The sequence below is a fragment of the Pseudomonas sp. NPDC089752 genome (assembly GCF_044748725.1).
Taxonomy (GTDB): Bacteria; Pseudomonadota; Gammaproteobacteria; order Pseudomonadales; family Pseudomonadaceae; genus Aquipseudomonas.
Map to the genome: position 1 here is coordinate 168,928 of NZ_JBIVGP010000005.1, position 16,131 is coordinate 185,058.

At 61.9% G+C, this 16,131-nt stretch carries 12 protein-coding genes; 5 read left to right on the forward strand and 7 right to left on the reverse strand.

What is annotated here, in order from left to right; genetic code table 11:
• Positions 1 to 102 precede the first annotated feature (102 nt).
• The 4 genes from pgi to ACIPZF_RS10180 all read left to right on the forward strand — a co-directional run bounded on the left by pgi (position 103) and on the right by ACIPZF_RS10180 (position 7,815).
• Positions 103 to 1,767, forward strand: coding sequence for a glucose-6-phosphate isomerase (pgi, locus tag ACIPZF_RS10165; RefSeq protein WP_400798456.1), 1,665 nt, complete (start codon positions 103 to 105; stop codon positions 1,765 to 1,767).
• 190 nt (positions 1,768 to 1,957) lie between these two features.
• Positions 1,958 to 3,892 (forward strand): acetate--CoA ligase, encoded by a 1,935-nt coding sequence (gene acs / locus ACIPZF_RS10170; protein ID WP_400798459.1) that lies wholly within the window; start codon positions 1,958 to 1,960, stop codon positions 3,890 to 3,892.
• A gap of 38 nt (positions 3,893 to 3,930) precedes the next feature.
• Positions 3,931 to 4,800, forward strand: a complete 870-nt coding sequence (locus tag ACIPZF_RS10175) for an oxygenase MpaB family protein (protein ID WP_400798462.1) — start codon at positions 3,931 to 3,933, stop codon at positions 4,798 to 4,800.
• Between the two features lie 78 nt (positions 4,801 to 4,878).
• The gene (locus ACIPZF_RS10180; RefSeq protein WP_400798465.1) at positions 4,879 to 7,815 is read left to right on the forward strand and encodes a DUF748 domain-containing protein; all 2,937 of its coding nucleotides are present in this window, start codon (positions 4,879 to 4,881) and stop codon (positions 7,813 to 7,815) included.
• Positions 7,816 to 7,914: 99 nt separating this feature from the next.
• Here the strand turns inward: ACIPZF_RS10180 and ACIPZF_RS10185 are convergent, their stop codons facing one another.
• Entirely contained in the window at positions 7,915 to 8,328 is a 414-nt protein-coding gene (locus ACIPZF_RS10185; RefSeq protein WP_400798467.1) for a VOC family protein, read from the reverse strand.
• 60 nt (positions 8,329 to 8,388) lie between these two features.
• Here ACIPZF_RS10185 and ACIPZF_RS10190 point away from each other — a divergent pair, with 60 nt between their 5' ends.
• On the forward strand, positions 8,389 to 8,691 hold the full coding sequence (locus ACIPZF_RS10190; protein WP_400798469.1) for a putative quinol monooxygenase: 303 nt from the start codon (positions 8,389 to 8,391) through the stop codon (positions 8,689 to 8,691).
• 79 nt (positions 8,692 to 8,770) lie between these two features.
• On the opposite strand, the gene ACIPZF_RS10195 is transcribed toward ACIPZF_RS10190, so the two are convergent.
• The 6 genes from ACIPZF_RS10195 to infB form a co-directional block, all read right to left on the reverse strand.
• Positions 8,771 to 9,121 carry a BON domain-containing protein gene (locus ACIPZF_RS10195; protein ID WP_400798472.1) on the reverse strand — a complete coding sequence of 117 codons (351 nt, stop codon included), beginning with the start codon at positions 9,119 to 9,121 and terminating at the stop codon, positions 8,771 to 8,773.
• Between the two features lie 267 nt (positions 9,122 to 9,388).
• Positions 9,389 to 11,494 (reverse strand): polyribonucleotide nucleotidyltransferase, encoded by a 2,106-nt coding sequence (gene pnp / locus ACIPZF_RS10200; RefSeq protein WP_400798474.1) that lies wholly within the window; start codon positions 11,492 to 11,494, stop codon positions 9,389 to 9,391.
• 249 nt (positions 11,495 to 11,743) lie between these two features.
• Positions 11,744 to 12,013 (reverse strand): 30S ribosomal protein S15, encoded by a 270-nt coding sequence (gene rpsO / locus ACIPZF_RS10205; RefSeq protein WP_012274241.1) that lies wholly within the window; start codon positions 12,011 to 12,013, stop codon positions 11,744 to 11,746.
• A gap of 146 nt (positions 12,014 to 12,159) precedes the next feature.
• Positions 12,160 to 13,077 carry a tRNA pseudouridine(55) synthase TruB gene (gene truB / locus ACIPZF_RS10210; RefSeq protein ID WP_400798477.1) on the reverse strand — a complete coding sequence of 306 codons (918 nt, stop codon included), beginning with the start codon at positions 13,075 to 13,077 and terminating at the stop codon, positions 12,160 to 12,162.
• A gap of 3 nt (positions 13,078 to 13,080) precedes the next feature.
• Positions 13,081 to 13,479: a 30S ribosome-binding factor RbfA gene (gene rbfA, locus ACIPZF_RS10215; protein WP_400798480.1), complete on the reverse strand. Its 399-nt coding sequence runs from the start codon at positions 13,477 to 13,479 to the stop codon at positions 13,081 to 13,083.
• A gap of 116 nt (positions 13,480 to 13,595) precedes the next feature.
• Positions 13,596 to 16,124 (reverse strand): translation initiation factor IF-2, encoded by a 2,529-nt coding sequence (gene infB / locus ACIPZF_RS10220; protein ID WP_400798483.1) that lies wholly within the window; start codon positions 16,122 to 16,124, stop codon positions 13,596 to 13,598.
• Positions 16,125 to 16,131 lie beyond the last annotated feature (7 nt).

Genomic DNA, 16,131 nt, shown 5'->3' on the forward strand with positions numbered 1-16,131 from the left:
CCCCATTCCCAGCTGCAAACCATTGCCTATAATGATGGCCAGCCTGAACCCGGCAATCGCTGCCCTGTCCAAGCACCACCACGCAATAAGGAATTCTGCGCAATGGCGTATTACCGTACACCCCACGATGTTACGGCCCTGCCTGCCTGGCAGGCACTTCAGCAACACCGCGACGCCATGCAAGATTTCAGCATGCGCGAAGCTTTCGCCGCCGACGCCAAGCGCTTCGATCAGTTTTCGTTGAGCAGCTGCGGCCTGTTCCTCGACTACTCGAAAAACCTCATCAACGAAGAAACCCGTGACCTGCTGGTGAACCTGGCCGAACAAGTCGGCCTGCAGGATGCGATCCAGTCGATGTTCAGCGGTGAGATCATCAACGCCTCCGAAGGTCGCCCTGTGCTGCACACCGCCCTGCGCCGCCCGGTAGGCGACAAGCTGAGCGTCAACGGCGTCAACGTGATGCCGGAAGTGCACAAGGTGCTGAACCAGATCACCGAACTGGTCGGGCGCATCCACGACGGCCTGTGGCGCGGTTACAGCGAAAAGCCGATCACCGACGTGGTCAATATCGGCATCGGCGGATCGTTCCTCGGCCCCGAACTGGTCTCCGAAGCCCTGCTGCCCTACGCCCAACGTGGCGTGCGCTGCCATTACCTGGCGAACATCGACGGCAGTGAATTCCACGAACTGTCGGCCAGCCTGCGCGCCGAAACCACGCTGTTCATCGTTTCGTCGAAGTCGTTCAACACCCTCGAAACGCTGAAGAACGCCATGGCCGCGCGTACCTGGTACCTGGCCCAGGGCGGTTCGGAAGCCGAGCTGTATCGCCACTTCATTGCTGTTTCCAGCAACAAGGCCGCCGCCGTGGCGTTCGGCATCCGCGAAGAGAACATCTTCCCGATGTGGGACTGGGTGGGTGGGCGCTATTCGCTGTGGTCGGCGATCGGCCTGCCGATCGCTCTGGCCATCGGTACCGCCAACTTCAAGGAGCTGCTGTCGGGCGCCTACACCATGGACCAGCATTTCCAGACCGCGCCGTTCGACAAGAACATGCCGGTGCTGCTGGCGCTGCTGGGCGTGTGGTATGGCAACTTCTGGGGTGCGCGCAGCCACGCGATCCTGCCGTACGACCATTATCTGCGCAACATCACCAAACACCTGCAGCAGCTGGACATGGAGTCCAACGGCAAGAGCGTGCTGACCGACGGCACCCCGGTGAAGACCGATACCGGCCCGGTGATCTGGGGTGGCGTGGGCTGCAACGGCCAGCATGCCTACCACCAGTTGCTGCACCAGGGCACCCAGCTGATTCCGGCTGATTTCATCGTCCCGGTGGTGAGCTTCAACCCGGTCGCCGACCACCACCAGTGGCTGTACGCCAACTGCTTGTCGCAGAGCCAGGCACTGATGCTGGGTAAAACCCGCGATGAAGCCGAAGCCGAACTGCGCCAGAAGGGCCTGAACGAAGCGGACATCGAAAAACTCGCGCCGCACAAGGTGATCCCGGGCAACCGCCCGAGCAACACCCTGGTGGTCGAGCGCATCAGCCCCCGTCGCCTCGGCGCGCTGGTGGCGATGTACGAGCACAAGGTCTTCGTGCAAAGCGTCGTCTGGGGCATCAACGCCTTCGACCAGTGGGGCGTGGAGCTGGGCAAGGAGCTGGGTAAAGGCGTTTACCAACGTATCGTCGGTAGCCTCGAAGACAGCGCCGAAGATGGCTCGACCCAGGGCCTGATCAACTACTTCCGCGGCCGTCACCGCGGGTGACCTAATGCTCTAGTCGGCCACTTCGCGGGACAAGCCCGCTCCCACAAGTTATGTGAACAATGCAAAACTTTGTGGGAGCGGGCTTGCCCCGCGAAGTGGCCGGCACAGCTTGAACACCTCTCCCAGCTACACTGTCTTATCGAATAGCCGCCGCAGTCCCTCGCCCCTCACAAGAGCAGGACCACCCGCCATGTTCGATATCAAGCAGTATCCTCAGGCTCTGGCAGTCAGCCAGTCCGCCATCCTCTCAGCCGACGATTATCAGCGCCTCTACCGCCAGTCGGTCGACGACCCTGACACCTTCTGGGCCGAACAGGCCAAGCGCCTGGACTGGATCAAACCCTGGTCCAGCGTGCAACAATGCGACCTCAAGACCGGCGCGGCGCGCTGGTTCGACGGCGCCCAGCTCAACGTCAGCTACAACTGCATCGACCGCCACCTGGCCCAACGGGGCGAGCAAACCGCCCTGCTATGGGAAGGCGACGACCCCAATGACTCCAAGGCCATCACCTATCGCGAGCTGCACCGTCAGGTCTGCCGTTTGGCCAACGCCCTGAAGGCACGCGGCGTCAAGAAAGGCGACCGGGTGTGCATCTACATGCCGATGATCCCCGAAGCGGCCTACGCCATGCTCGCCTGCACGCGCATCGGTGCTGTGCACTCGGTGGTGTTCGGCGGCTTCTCCCCGGATGCCCTGCGCGACCGCATCCTCGACGCCGACTGTCGCACCGTGATCACCGCCGATGAGGGCGTACGCGGCGGCAAGCGCGTTCCGCTCAAGCAGAACGTCGACAAGGCGCTGGTCAGTTGCCCGAACGTCAGCAGTGTCTTGGTGGTGCGCCGCACCGGTGGTGATGTCGTCTGGGACGAGGGCCGCGACCTCTGGTATCACGAAGTCACCGAAAAGGCAGGCGAAGATTGCCCGCCCGAAGCGATGGACGCCGAAGACCCGCTGTTCATCCTCTACACCTCCGGCAGCACCGGCAAACCCAAAGGCGTGCTGCACACCACCGCCGGCTACCTGCTGCAGGCCGCCATGACCTTCAAGGTGGTGTTCGACTACCGCGACGGCGAGGTGTTCTGGTGCACCGCCGACGTCGGCTGGGTCACTGGCCACAGCTATATCGTCTACGGCCCGCTGGCCAATGGCGCCATTTCGCTGATGTTCGAGGGCGTGCCCAACTACCCGGACACCTCGCGCTTCTGGCAAGTGGTCGACAAGCACAAGGTGAACATCTTCTACACCGCCCCCACTGCCCTGCGGGCATTGATGCGCGAGGGCTCGGGGCCGCTAAAGAGCACCTCGCGCGAAAGCTTGCGCCTGCTCGGCAGCGTCGGCGAGCCGATCAACCCTGAAGCCTGGGAATGGTACTTCGAGGAAGTCGGGCAAAAACGCTGCCCCATCGTCGACACCTGGTGGCAGACCGAAACCGGCGGCATCATGCTCACCCCGCTGCCCGGCACACAGAAGCTCAAACCCGGCTGCGCGACCCAGCCCATGTTCGGTGTGCAGCCAGTGCTGCTGGATGAAAAAGGCAAGCTGATCGAAGGCCCCGGTGCCGGCCTGCTGGCGATCAAGGCGAGCTGGCCGGGGCAGATCCGCAGCGTCTACGGCGACCACCAACGCATGGTCGACACCTACTTCAAACCCATGCCAGGCTACTACTTCACCGGCGACGGCGCCCGCCGCGATGCCGATGGCGACTATTGGATCACCGGGCGCATCGATGATGTGATCAACGTCTCCGGCCACCGCATCGGCACCGCCGAAGTGGAAAGCGCGCTGGTGCTGCACGACAGCGTCGCCGAAGCTGCCGTGGTCGGTTACCCCCATGACCTCAAGGGCCAGGGAGTCTACGCCTTCGTCACCACCATGAACGGCGTGACTCCGGACGATGCGCTCAAGGCCGAGTTGCTGGCACTGGTCAGCAAAGAGATCGGCAGCTTCGCCAAGCCCGAACTGATCCAGTGGGCGCCCGCCCTGCCCAAGACCCGCTCGGGCAAGATCATGCGGCGTATACTGCGCAAGATCGCCTGCAACGAGCTCGACAACCTGGGCGATACCTCGACCCTGGCCGACCCGAGCGTGGTGCAGGGCTTGATAGACAAACGCCTCAATCAATAGCCGGCGGCCTGCGTGGTCGCCCTGAACTGCAGGTCGCCATGGAAGCCTTACGCCGCCGCATCGAAACCCAGGTCATGAGCCTCACCGGGCTGGCCCTCGGCCAGCTCGACCTGGAATCTCCCAAAGGTGACCCGGGCCTGTTCGGCCCCCAGAGTATCAGCTGGCGCGTGCATGGCGACTTCCCCAGCATGCTGGTCGGCGGTATCAGCGCGCTGATGCTGCAGGTGCTGCACCCGCTGGCGCTGGCGGGCGTGTGGGACCATTCCAACTTCCGCCAGGACCTGCTTGGCCGCCTGCGGCGCACCAGCCAGTTCATCTCCGGGACCACCTTCGGTTCGACCCGCGACGCCGAGTGGCTGATCGAAAAAGTCCGCACCATTCACCTGCAGGTGACCGGGATTGGGCCGGACGGCCGCCCTTATGCCGCCAGCGACCCTGATCTGCTGACCTGGGTGCACGTGGCCGAAGTCAGCAGTTTCCTGGCAGCCCACCTGCGCTATCGCGACCCACTGCTGCCTCGCGCCGATCAGGACGCCTACTACGACGAGATCGCCCTGATCGCCGAACGCCTCGGTGCCCGTGACGTACCGCGCTCATGCCAGCAGGTCGAGGACTACCTGCAACGCATGCGCCCACAATTGCACTGCGATGCACGCAGCCTGGAGGTGGTGCAGATCCTGCTCCAAGCCCCTGCCCCGAGCCGCCTCGCCGAACCAGTCGGCAAGCTGATGCTCAACGCGGGCATCGACCTGTTGCCCGCTTGGGCTCAGGCCATGCTCGGCCTGCACCAGAGCCCGCTGCAGCAGCGCATGATCCGCATGGGCCTCAAACGCACGGCGCCGGTGTTGCGCTGGGCCATGCGCGACGGTTCGGCACATCGGGCCAAGCGGCGCATGGGCATCGAGTGAAGGCAAATCATCGCAACGGCGGAACCGATTTAACCTGCCATACTCCAAGGACTCCGGCTTAGACAGACGAAGCGACACATGTACAAAGGATTGACTCGCGCCCTCGGCGCCCTGCTGGCTCTCGTGGCCCTCTACAGCCTGCTTGGCTTCCTCATTCTTCCCGGTGTCGGCTTGCGCATCGCCAACCAGCAGCTGGCGCAATACGCCAGCGTGCCGGCGCACCTGCAGCGTATCGAACTCAACCCGTTCAGCCTCGAACTGACCCTGTGGGGCCTGCAGATTGGAGAACCGGGCAAGGAGCAGGTCGGCTTCGAGCGGCTGTACGCCAATCTGGCGCTGGACAGCCTGTGGACCCGGGCGCTGCACCTGACCGCCGTGGAGCTCGACAAACCGCGCAACGAGGTGCTGTTCGCCAAGGACGGCACGCTCAACCTCACCCAGCTGTTCAAGCTGCCGCCCAGCGAAGCCAAACCCGACGAGCCGCCCAGCGACCCGTTCCCATTGCGCATCGGCAGCATCAAGCTCAATGGCGGCTACCTGCACTTCGAGGACCAGCGCCCGAGCGAACCGATCGTCTTCCTCTACGACGACATGAACCTGGAGCTGAAGAACCTCAGCACCCTGCCGGATGACAATGCCGACATGACGCTGGTGGCCAACGGCCCCAACGGCGGGCGCATCGACTGGAGCGGCACGCTGAGCTTGTCGCCCATCGCTTCCGAGGGCACGCTGAAAGTCACCGACGGCAAGATGAAGTTGTTCTGGCCCTATGTGCGCGACGCCGTGCCGTTGGTACTGGAAGATGGCGTGTTCAACCTCGATACCCACTACAAGTTGAACCTGTCCAAAGCCACCGAGTTGTTGCTGGACAACACCTCGCTACGCGTCGCGCCGTTCGCCATCAAGGCGCCGGATGGTCGCCAACTGGCGCGCCTGGCCAGCCTGGATGTCAGCGAAACCAGCATCGACTTGACCAAGCAGCTGGTCACCGTCGGCAAGATCCGCAGCGAGAAGCTGGAGACCTGGGCGGCGCTGGAACAGGACGGCCAGCTCGATTGGCAGAAGCTGTTCGCCAGCCAGCCGGCCAAGGCCACGCCGAAAGAGATACAGGAACCCGCAGCTGCCGAGTCTACCCCCGAAGAACAGGCCGCCAAGGAGCCAAGCAAACCCTGGCAAGTGCTGCTCAAGGACGTGCAACTGCGCAACTATCTGGTGCATCTGGCCGACCGTAGCCAGAAAGAGCCAGTAGCGCTGGACGTCGGCCCGTTGAACCTGGATATGCAGGGCTTCGACAGCCTCAACCAGTCGCCTTTCACGCTCAAGCTCGACACCGGCGTTGGCAAGCAGGGCAAGCTGCAGGCGGCCGGAGAGGTCAACCTGGCGCCGGTCACCGCCAAGCTCGATGTCAGCACGCGCGACATCGACCTGCGTGTCGCCCAGGCCTACATCAGCCCTTTTATCCGCCTTGAACTGCGCAGCGGCATGCTTGCCAGCGACCTCAAGGTCGACTTGAAGAGCACCGAGCCACTGGCCTTCACCGTGGGCGGAAAAGCCCAAGTCAACCAATTGCACACCCTGGACACCATCAAGGACCGCGATTTCGTCAAATGGCAGCAGGTGAATGTGGATGGCCTTTCATACGTGCACGGCGACGCCTTGTCGATCGACAAGGTGACCCTGCTGCAGCCCTATGCCCGTTTCATCATCAACGAAGACCGCACCACCAACGTCGATGACCTGCTGATCCCGCAGCCCGCCGACGCGCCCGCTGCGAGCCAGGCGAAACCGGCCAGCGCCGCCGGCAGCAAGCCGCTGGGCATCCGCATTGGCCAGATCAGCATCAATGACGGCTCGGCCAACTTCGCCGACCTCACCCTGACCCCCAATTTCGCCACAGCGGTGCAGCAGCTCAACGGCCAGATCGGCACCATCGACAACCGCAAGCCAGCGCCGGCCAAGGTGGATATCAAGGGCAAGGTCGACCGTTACGCGCCGGTCACCATCAAAGGCGCGCTCAACCCGTTCAACCCGATGGCCAGCCTGGATATCGCCACCAGCTTCAAGCGCGTCGAACTGACCACGTTGACGCCCTACTCCGGCAAGTTCGCCGGTTACCGCATCCGCAAGGGCCGCCTCAATCTTGACCTGCATTACCTGATCACCAATGGTCAGCTGAAGGCCGAGAACAAACTGGTGGTCGAGCAGCTGCAGTTAGGTGAAAAGGTCGACAGCCCGGATGCCGTCGACCTGCCGATCCGTCTGGCGGTGGCGCTGCTCAAGGATACCGAAGGCAAGATTTCCATCGAGCTGCCGGTGACTGGCGACCTCAACAACCCGCAATTCAGCGTCATGCCGATCGTCTGGCAAACCCTGCGCAACCTGGTGCTGCGCGCCGCACAGGCGCCGTTCAAGTTCATCGGCGGCCTGATCGCCGGGGGCGGCTCGGAAGATCTGGGCAACGTCTCGTTCGCTGCGGGCTCCAGCGAGCTCAGCGGCGATGCGCAGTCGGCCCTGGACAAGCTCGCCTCGGCCCTCAAGAAACGCCCTGAATTGCGCCTGGAAATCGAAGGCACCAGCGCCCAGAGCAGCGATGGGCCACTGATCGCCCAGCAGCGCCTGGAGCGTGAATACCAGGCGACCTGGTACAAGATCCTGCAGCGTCGTGGTGACAAGGTGCCGGCCAATGCCTCGATGCTAGTGGTCGACGACAGTGATAAACCGGCCATGCTCGAAGGTATCTACCGGACTCGCCTGAAGCAGCAGCCGCCGGCTGAGTGGAAAGAGCTGAGCGACGAAGAGCGCGCCGGCAAGCTACGCGATGCGGTCATCAAATCGTGGGCCGAGAGTGCGCCGTTGCTGCGCACCTTGGGGCAGGAGCGGGCCAGTAGTATCAAGGATTATCTGGTCGACAAGGGTAAGCTTGAAGATGACCGGGTTTATTTCATTGATACGACGCTGGGGCAGGCGGAGAAAGATGGTCGGGTGATTACGCCTATGCATTTGGATGCTGAGTAATCTCGGTAAGCAGGGCCGGCCCTTCGCGGCTGAAGCCGCTCCTACGGGTACCCCGCAGGCCTGTAGGAGCGGCTTCAGCCGCGAAGGGCCGGTGCAGGTTCACCCCAATCGCTGCCCCGAAACCGCCGGGTGATACAGCGGCTGCACCTTGTTCCCCGCCGGGTCCAGCAAATGGAAACTCCGCGCTCCATCACCATGGTTGAACGGCCGATCGAGCAGCGTCACCCCACGCGCCTTGAAGTACTGATACCAGGCCTCCAGCTCTTCCACCGTATCCACGATGAACCCATAGTGGTCCAACGTCTGCAGCCCATTGGCAGCCCCAGCCCCGCGGCCCAGCGACAGGTTGTCGTTGCCACAGGTCAGGTAGACCAGATCTTCATTGGCCCGGTTCAGCACTTCCATTCCCATCACATCGACATAGAAGCGCTCGCACTCTTCCAGGTTCGGCACCAACAGGGCGATATGGCGCAGGCCGTTCAGGCGACCGGGACGTGCAGGTAATTCAGACATAGGCGCGGCTCCATTTTTGTATACAATTCAAATTAGAATTTAAAACAAAAGGATCGCTTTGTGTACAGTCTCTTCATCAAGACCCGCGTCAAGCCAGGCTGCGCGGAAGCTTTTCTCACCGCCATCAAGGTCAATGCCGCAGCTTCCGTGGCCACCGAGCCGGGCTGCCTGGTGTTCGATGTGGCCCAGGACCGGGCCGATCCGGAGGTCATTTATCTGTATGAGATCTACCGTGACGATGAAGCTTATGAAGCGCACACCCGCACGGCGCACTTTCGCGACAGCCGCCCGCTCGTGGAACCACTGATTGCGCAACAGGAATACTTCGAAAGCGACGTGATAGCCCGCAATCCGTTGTTTTGAGCGCCCATGAAAAAGCCCTGGCCGAAGCCAGGGCTCTTGTAGAAAAGTGGCCAAATCCGTTTGGCCGACGGGACAATCCTTATTCGGCTTTCAGGCCGTCAGCCGATACGGCTTTCACGCCTTTGATCTTCTTGGTGATGGCAACGGCCATCTCTTTCTGGGAATCGGTCACAGCGGTAGTCGACGACAGCGACACCACGCCTTTGTTGGTTTCTACTTTGATATCAGAGCCTGGGATGCCTTTTTCGGTCAGCAGGTCTGCTTTGACCTTGGTGGTGATCCAGGTATCGGAAGTAGCTTCTTTGGCTTCAGTCACTTCACCGGCAGCCAGCGTCATTGGGGCCTGGGTGGACTGCTGGGCGAGAGCCGCGTTAGCCATGGTCAGGGTCAGAGCGGTAGCAGTAGCGGCAGCAATGGCGAACTTCTTCATGTGGGTCACTCCTGTTTATTCGAAAGGTCTGCGCCGTTAGTCCTGGCGGCAGGTATGAAGGTAGTTGCAGGGGCTGTGCCAGCTTTTCCGCTTCGCTTGATTCCTTATAAATCAATGACTTAGATCAACTCCGTGCGTTCATCGATCGTGCAATTTGCAAGTCTTGAGAGAAAACTGCGTGCAAGATGCAAGTACGCAAATGGTTCCCTACAGCCAATAAAAAAGGGCCCCTCGAAGGAGCCCTTTTGTTACCGCCTCAGCAGTCGCTTACACGCCCGAGGCCTTGGCCGCAGCTACGTCCTTGATCGACAGCTTGATACGGCCGCGGTTATCCACGTCCAGTACCAGTACTTCGACTTCCTGACCTTCTTTCAGAATGTCGGTGACCTTCTCTACGCGCGCATCGCTGAGCATGGAGATGTGCACCAGACCGTCTTTGCCCGGCAGGATGTTGACGAAGGCGCCGAAGTCGACGATACGCTCGACCTTGCCCACGTAGATCTTGCCGATCTCGGCCTCGGCAGTGATACCCAGAACGCGCTGGCGAGCTGCCTCTGCCGCTTCCTTGGTTTCGCCGAAGATCTTGATCGAGCCGTCGTCTTCGATGTCGATCGAAGCCTTGGTTTCTTCGCAGATGGCGCGGATGGTGGCGCCGCCTTTGCCGATGACGTCACGGATCTTGTCGGTGTCGATCTTCATCGCGATCATGGTCGGTGCGTTGGCCGACAGCTCGGTACGCGATTGACCGATGATCTGGTTCATCTGGCCGAGGATGTTCAGGCGCGCTTCCAGGGCCTGGCCCAGGGCGATTTCCATGATCTCTTCGGTGATGCCGTTGATCTTGATGTCCATCTGCAGTGCGGTAACGCCTTTGGCGGTACCGGCAACCTTGAAGTCCATGTCGCCCAGGTGGTCTTCGTCACCGAGGATGTCGGTCAGGATGGCGAACTTCTCGCCTTCTTTGACCAGGCCCATGGCGATACCGGCAACCGGTGCCTTCATCGGTACACCGGCGTCCATCAGGGCCAGGGAAGCACCGCAGACCGAAGCCATGGAGCTGGAGCCGTTGGACTCGGTGATTTCCGAAACCACACGAATGGTGTACGGGAACACGTCAGCGGCAGGCAGCATGGCCTGGACCGAACGGCGGGCCAGACGGCCGTGGCCGATTTCGCGACGGCCTGCACCGCCCATGCGGCCACACTCGCCTACCGAGAACGGTGGGAAGTTGTAGTGCAGCATGAAGGGGTCTTTCTTCTCGCCTTCGAGAGTGTCCAGCAGCTGTGCGTCACGCGCAGTACCCAGGGTCGCGACGACCAGGGCCTGGGTTTCGCCACGGGTGAACAGGGCCGAACCATGAGTTTTCGGCAGTACGCCGACTTCGATGTTCAGCGGGCGCACGGTCTTGGTGTCACGACCATCGATACGCGGCTTGCCGTTGACGATGTTTTCGCGAACGGTGCGGTATTCGATCTCGCCGAAGATTTCTTTCACTTCGCCGGCCGATGGCTGGCCTTCCTCACCGGAGAACTTGGCGATCGCCTGATCGCGCAGCTCGCCCAGGCGCGCGTAGCGGTCGGCCTTGACGGTGATGGTGTAGCCCTGGGAAACAGCCTCGCCGAATTCAGCGCGGATGGCGTTGAACAGCTCGGTGTTGGCAGCGGCGGGTTTCCAGTCCCAGGTCGGCTTGGCAGCTTCGGCAGCCAGCTCTTTGACAGCCTGGATAACGGCCTGGAATTCATCGTGGGCGAACAGTACGGCGCCCAGCATCTGGTCTTCGGTCAGCTCTTTGGCTTCCGACTCAACCATCAGCACGGCGTCGGCGGTACCGGCAACGACCATGTCCAGGCTCGAGGCAGCCAGTTGCTCGTAAGTCGGGTTCAGCAGGTAACCGGTGCTTTCGTGGAAAGCAACGCGGGCAGCGCCGATCGGGCCTTCGAACGGAATGCCGGAGATCGCCAGGGCAGCCGAGGTACCGATCATCGCAGCGATGTCAGGATCGGTCTTCTTGCTGGTGGAAACGACGGTGCAGACGACCTGCACTTCGTTCATGAAACCTTCAGGGAACAGCGGGCGGATCGGACGGTCGATCAGGCGCGAAGTCAGGGTTTCTTTTTCGGATGGGCGGCCTTCACGCTTGAAGAAGCCACCTGGAATCTTGCCTGCGGCGTAGGTCTTTTCCTGGTAGTGCACGGACAGCGGGAAGAAGCCTTTGCTCGGGTCGGCATGCTTGGCACCGACCACGGTCACCAGCACGGTGACATCGTTGTCGACGGTGACCAGCACGGCGCCGGAGGCCTGACGGGCGATGCGGCCCGTTTCGAGCGTAACGGTCGATTGACCGAACTGGAATTTCTTGATTACCGGGTTCACGGTTTCCTACCTTCTTCAGTGGCTCTGGGGGAACTGGTTTCTTGCGAATTCTTGGGCAGAACAGGGAATCGGCCCCGTTGACCGTCCAGATACAACACGAGGCTGGGAGCCTGGCGCCAAGCGGAAAATCCGCTCAACATTGCCAGGCTGCCAACCTCGAAGATACGCGTGGCGTGTCCGACACAAGTGCTGCAAAGCAGCCCCTGCGAAGCCTGCGACACGCCATGCACACCACTGACCAGGCCGCTATTAGCGACGCAGGCCCAGGCGACCGATCAGGGCGCTGTAACGAGTGGTGTCTTTGCCCTTCAGGTAGTCCAGCAGCTTACGACGCTGGTTAACCATGCGGATCAGGCCACGACGCGAGTGGTGGTCTTTACCGTTGGCCTTGAAGTGGCCTTGCAGCTTGTTGATGTTCGCGGTCAGCAGAGCGACCTGAACTTCCGGGCTACCAGTGTCGCCAGCAGCTTGCTGGAAGTCGGTAACGATTTGAGCTTTTTCTTCAACGCTGAGGGCCATGAGGCTTCTCCTGATAACGGAACCCGCGAACGGGTCCAATAGGCCAGGGACAAATCCCTGTATTAATAAAAAAGGTGTGACCGTGCCTACTGACAGCCACCCTTGTATCCACAGGCTCGGGCACAAACCCTGACCTGCGGTTTCGATCATTCCGACCGAATCAGTCGACGCGGCGCAATGCGCCCGTCTTCGCTCACTTCACCGATACCGATGAAGCGACCGTTGTGATCCTGTACCCGGACCATGCCGAACTGCGGCGCATCCGGGGCGCGTACCGCCTGGCCATGCAGCCAGTAGAACGCACTGTGCTCGGAGAGGCCAACCAACGGCCAATCCTGCAGGCCACTGTCGGAGGGCATCAGGAAGCGATCGAGCGCTTCGTTGCCGCCTTCGGCGTGGGCCTGTTCGAGTTCTTCGAGGGTTACGGTCTGGGCCAGCTCGAAGGGGCCGGCGTGGGTCCTGCGCAGCTCGGCAACATAGGCGCCGCAGCCAAGGGCCTCGCCGATATCCTCCACCAGGGTGCGGATATAGGTGCCTTTGCTGCAACCTACGCTCAACCGTGCACGGGTGCCTTCGCACTCGAGCAACTCCAAGCGGCCAATAGTAACAGAACGCGGCTCGCGCTCCACTACCTCTCCTGCACGTGCCAGTTTGTAAAGCGGCTGGCCATCACGCTTGAGCGCCGAGTACATCGGCGGTATCTGGCTGATCGGGCCGCGAAAACGTGGCAGCAGCGCCTCGATGTCGGCACGACCAACGGTCACCTCGCGGGTCTGCAAAACCTCGCCTTCAGCGTCGGCAGTATTGGTAGTCTGCCCCAGTTGCATGACGGTTTCGTAGCCCTTGTCGGAATCGAGCAGGTACTGCGAGAACTTGGTCGCCTCACCGAAGCACAGCGGCAGCACGCCGGTGGCCAGTGGGTCGAGGCTGCCGGTGTGGCCGGCCTTTTCTGCGTTGAGCAACCAGCGGACTTTCTGCAGGGCGGCGTTGGAGGTGAACCCCAGCGGCTTGTCGAGCAGGATGATGCCGCTGACGTTGCGGCGGATACTTTTGACCTGGGCCACCGCTTACTCCTTGGTGTCCTGCTCGTCGGCATCCTTGTGCAGGCGGTCTTCGGCCACTGCACGCTCGATCAGCGCCGACAGGTGAACACCACGGCTGACGCTTTCATCGAAGTGGAAGTGCAGCTGCGGCACGCTGCGCAGCTGCATCGAGCGGCCCAGGTGCAGGCGCAGGAAGCTGGCAGCGCTGTTCAGCGCCTTGAGCGACTGCTGCACGGCGTCCGGGGTTTCTTCGCCCATGACGGTGATGAAGACCTTGGCATGGCCCAGGTCGCGGCTGACGTCCACGGCGGTGATGGTCACCAGGCCGACGCGGGGGTCTTTGACTTCACGGCGGATCAGCTCTGCCAGCTCGCGCTGCATCTGATCTCCGATACGTTGGGTACGGCTGTATTCTTTGGCCATTCTTGCTACCTGTAACTTAAAGCGGCAAACGCCCGGTCAGGCTGAAGCCTGACCGGGCGCTACCTACTGAGGCGCTGCCCACCGCCCTGCGGCGGGGGCTGGCGCCATGCCCGCCCTTAAAGGGTACGAGCAACCTGGACTTTCTCGAAGACTTCGATCTTGTCGCCGACCTTGACGTCGTTGTAGCTCTTGACGCCAATACCGCACTCCATGCCCGAACGCACTTCGGAAGCGTCGTCCTTGAAGCGACGCAGCGATTCCAGCTCGCCTTCGAAGATCACAACGTCGTCGCGCAGTACGCGGATCGGACGGTTGCGGTACACGGTACCCTCGATGACCATACAGCCAGCGATGGCGCCGAACTTCGGCGAACGGAACACGTCACGCACTTCGGCGACACCCAGGATGTTCTCGCGAACATCGCTGCCGAGCATGCCGGTCAGGGCTTTCTTGACGTCTTCGATGATGTCGTAGATCACGTTGTAGTAACGCATATCCAGACCTTCCTGCTCGACGATCTTGCGCGCACCGGCATCGGCACGCACGTTGAAGCCGAACAGCACCGCGTTGGACGCCAGCGCCAGGTTGGCATCGCTCTCGGTGATACCACCGACGCCGCCACCGATGACGCGCACCTGAACTTCGTCGTTGCCCAGGCCACCGAGCGAACCCTGCAGTGCTTCCAGGGAACCGCGCACGTCGGTCTTGAGGACGATGTTGAGGGTCTTCTTCTCTTCCTGACCCATGGTCTCGAAGATGTTTTCCAGCTTGCCGGCGTGAGCACGGGCCAGCTTGACCTCGCGGTACTTGCCTTGACGGAACAGGGCAACTTCGCGAGCTTTCTTCTCGTCGGCAACCACGGACAGCTCGTCACCGGCTTCCGGAGTACCGTCGAGGCCGAGGATCTCGACCGGGATCGACGGGCCGGCTTCCTTCACAGGCTTGCCGTTCTCGTCGAGCATGGCACGCACGCGGCCATAGTTGGAACCACACAGGACCATGTCGCCCTGGCGCAGGGTACCGTCCTGAACCAGGATGGTCGCCACTGGGCCACGGCCCTTGTCCAGGCGCGATTCGACGACCACACCACGACCTGGAGCGGTCGGCGTGGCGGTCAGCTCGAGGACTTCGGCCTGCAGCAGTACGGCTTCAAGCAGTTCGTCGACACCGGTACCCATCTTCGCCGAAACCTTGACGAACGGCGTGTCACCACCCCATTCCTCGGAGGTCACGCCTTCGACGGACAGCTCGTTACGGATGCGATCGAGGTCGGCACCCGGTTTGTCGATCTTGTTCACTGCAACGACCAGCGGAACGCCAGCTGCCTTGGCATGCTGAACAGCTTCACGGGTCTGCGGCATCACGCCGTCGTCCGCCGCCACCACCAGGATGACGATGTCGGTCGCCTTGGCACCACGGGCACGCATCTGGGTAAACGCAGCGTGGCCCGGGGTATCGAGGAAGGTGACCATGCCGCGGTCGGTTTCCACGTGGTAGGCACCGATGTGCTGGGTGATACCACCGGCTTCGCCAGCGGCAACCTTGGCACGACGGATGTAGTCGAGCAGCGAGGTCTTGCCATGGTCAACGTGACCCATGACGGTGACGACCGGGGCCCGCGATTCGGCCTTGCCTTCGAACTTCAGCGATTCGGCCAGGGAGTCTTCCAGGGCGGTGTCGCTGATCAGGGTGACCTTGTGGCCCAGCTCTTCGGCGATCAGCTGAGCGGTTTCCTGGTCGAGCACCTGGTTGATGGTGACCGGAGTACCCATCTTGAACATGAACTTGACCACTTCAGCGCCCTTGACGGACATCTGGTTGGCAAGCTCCGAAACGGTGATGGTCTCGCCGATGGTCACGTCACGGATGACGGGGCCAGTCGGGTTCTGGAAGCCATGCTGATTACGCTTCTTCAGCTTGCTCTTGCCACCACGACCACGACGACCGCCATCGCTCTCTTCGTCGGTAGTGCGCGGAGCGGCACGTGGAGTCGGCGCTTTTTCCTTCTCCTTGACCTTGACCTTGATCGACACACGCGGCGCCTCGCCGCGACGACGGTCGTCATCGCGAGTGCGGCTTTCGTTGCGACGGGTCTCGTCCTTCTTGCGCTCTGCGGCACGGGCAGCGGCGTCTTCCGACGCAGGTGCGTCGGCGACTACTGGAGCCGGGGCAGCGGCAGGGGCCGGAGCAGCCTTGGCAGCCGGCGCCGGTGCAGCGGCAGCTGCTTCGGCCGACTGGCGACGGGCCTGTTCTTCGTTGCGCTGGCGAACTTCGGCCTCGACCTTGTCGCGAGCGGCATTTTCAGCCGCGCGGCGCTCGTCCTGCTCACGCTTCTGCTCAGCCTGGATTTCTTCCGGGCTGCGCTGAACGAATACTTTCTTCTTGCGTACTTCTACGCTGATGCTCTTGCTACCGGCGACACGCAGGGTGCTGGTGGTCTTGCGCTGCAAGGTAATCTTGCGCGGCTCTTCCGCCTTGCTCTTGTGGCTGCTCTTCAAATGAGTCAGCAGGGTCTGCTTCTCATTGTCGGTCACTACCTGACCGGCGTCGGTGTGCGGCAGACCTGCCTCACGCATCTGCTGCAGCAGGCGCTCAACCGGTGCCTCGACCTCTTGGGCCAGTTCTTTCACCGTGACTTGCGTCATGCACTTC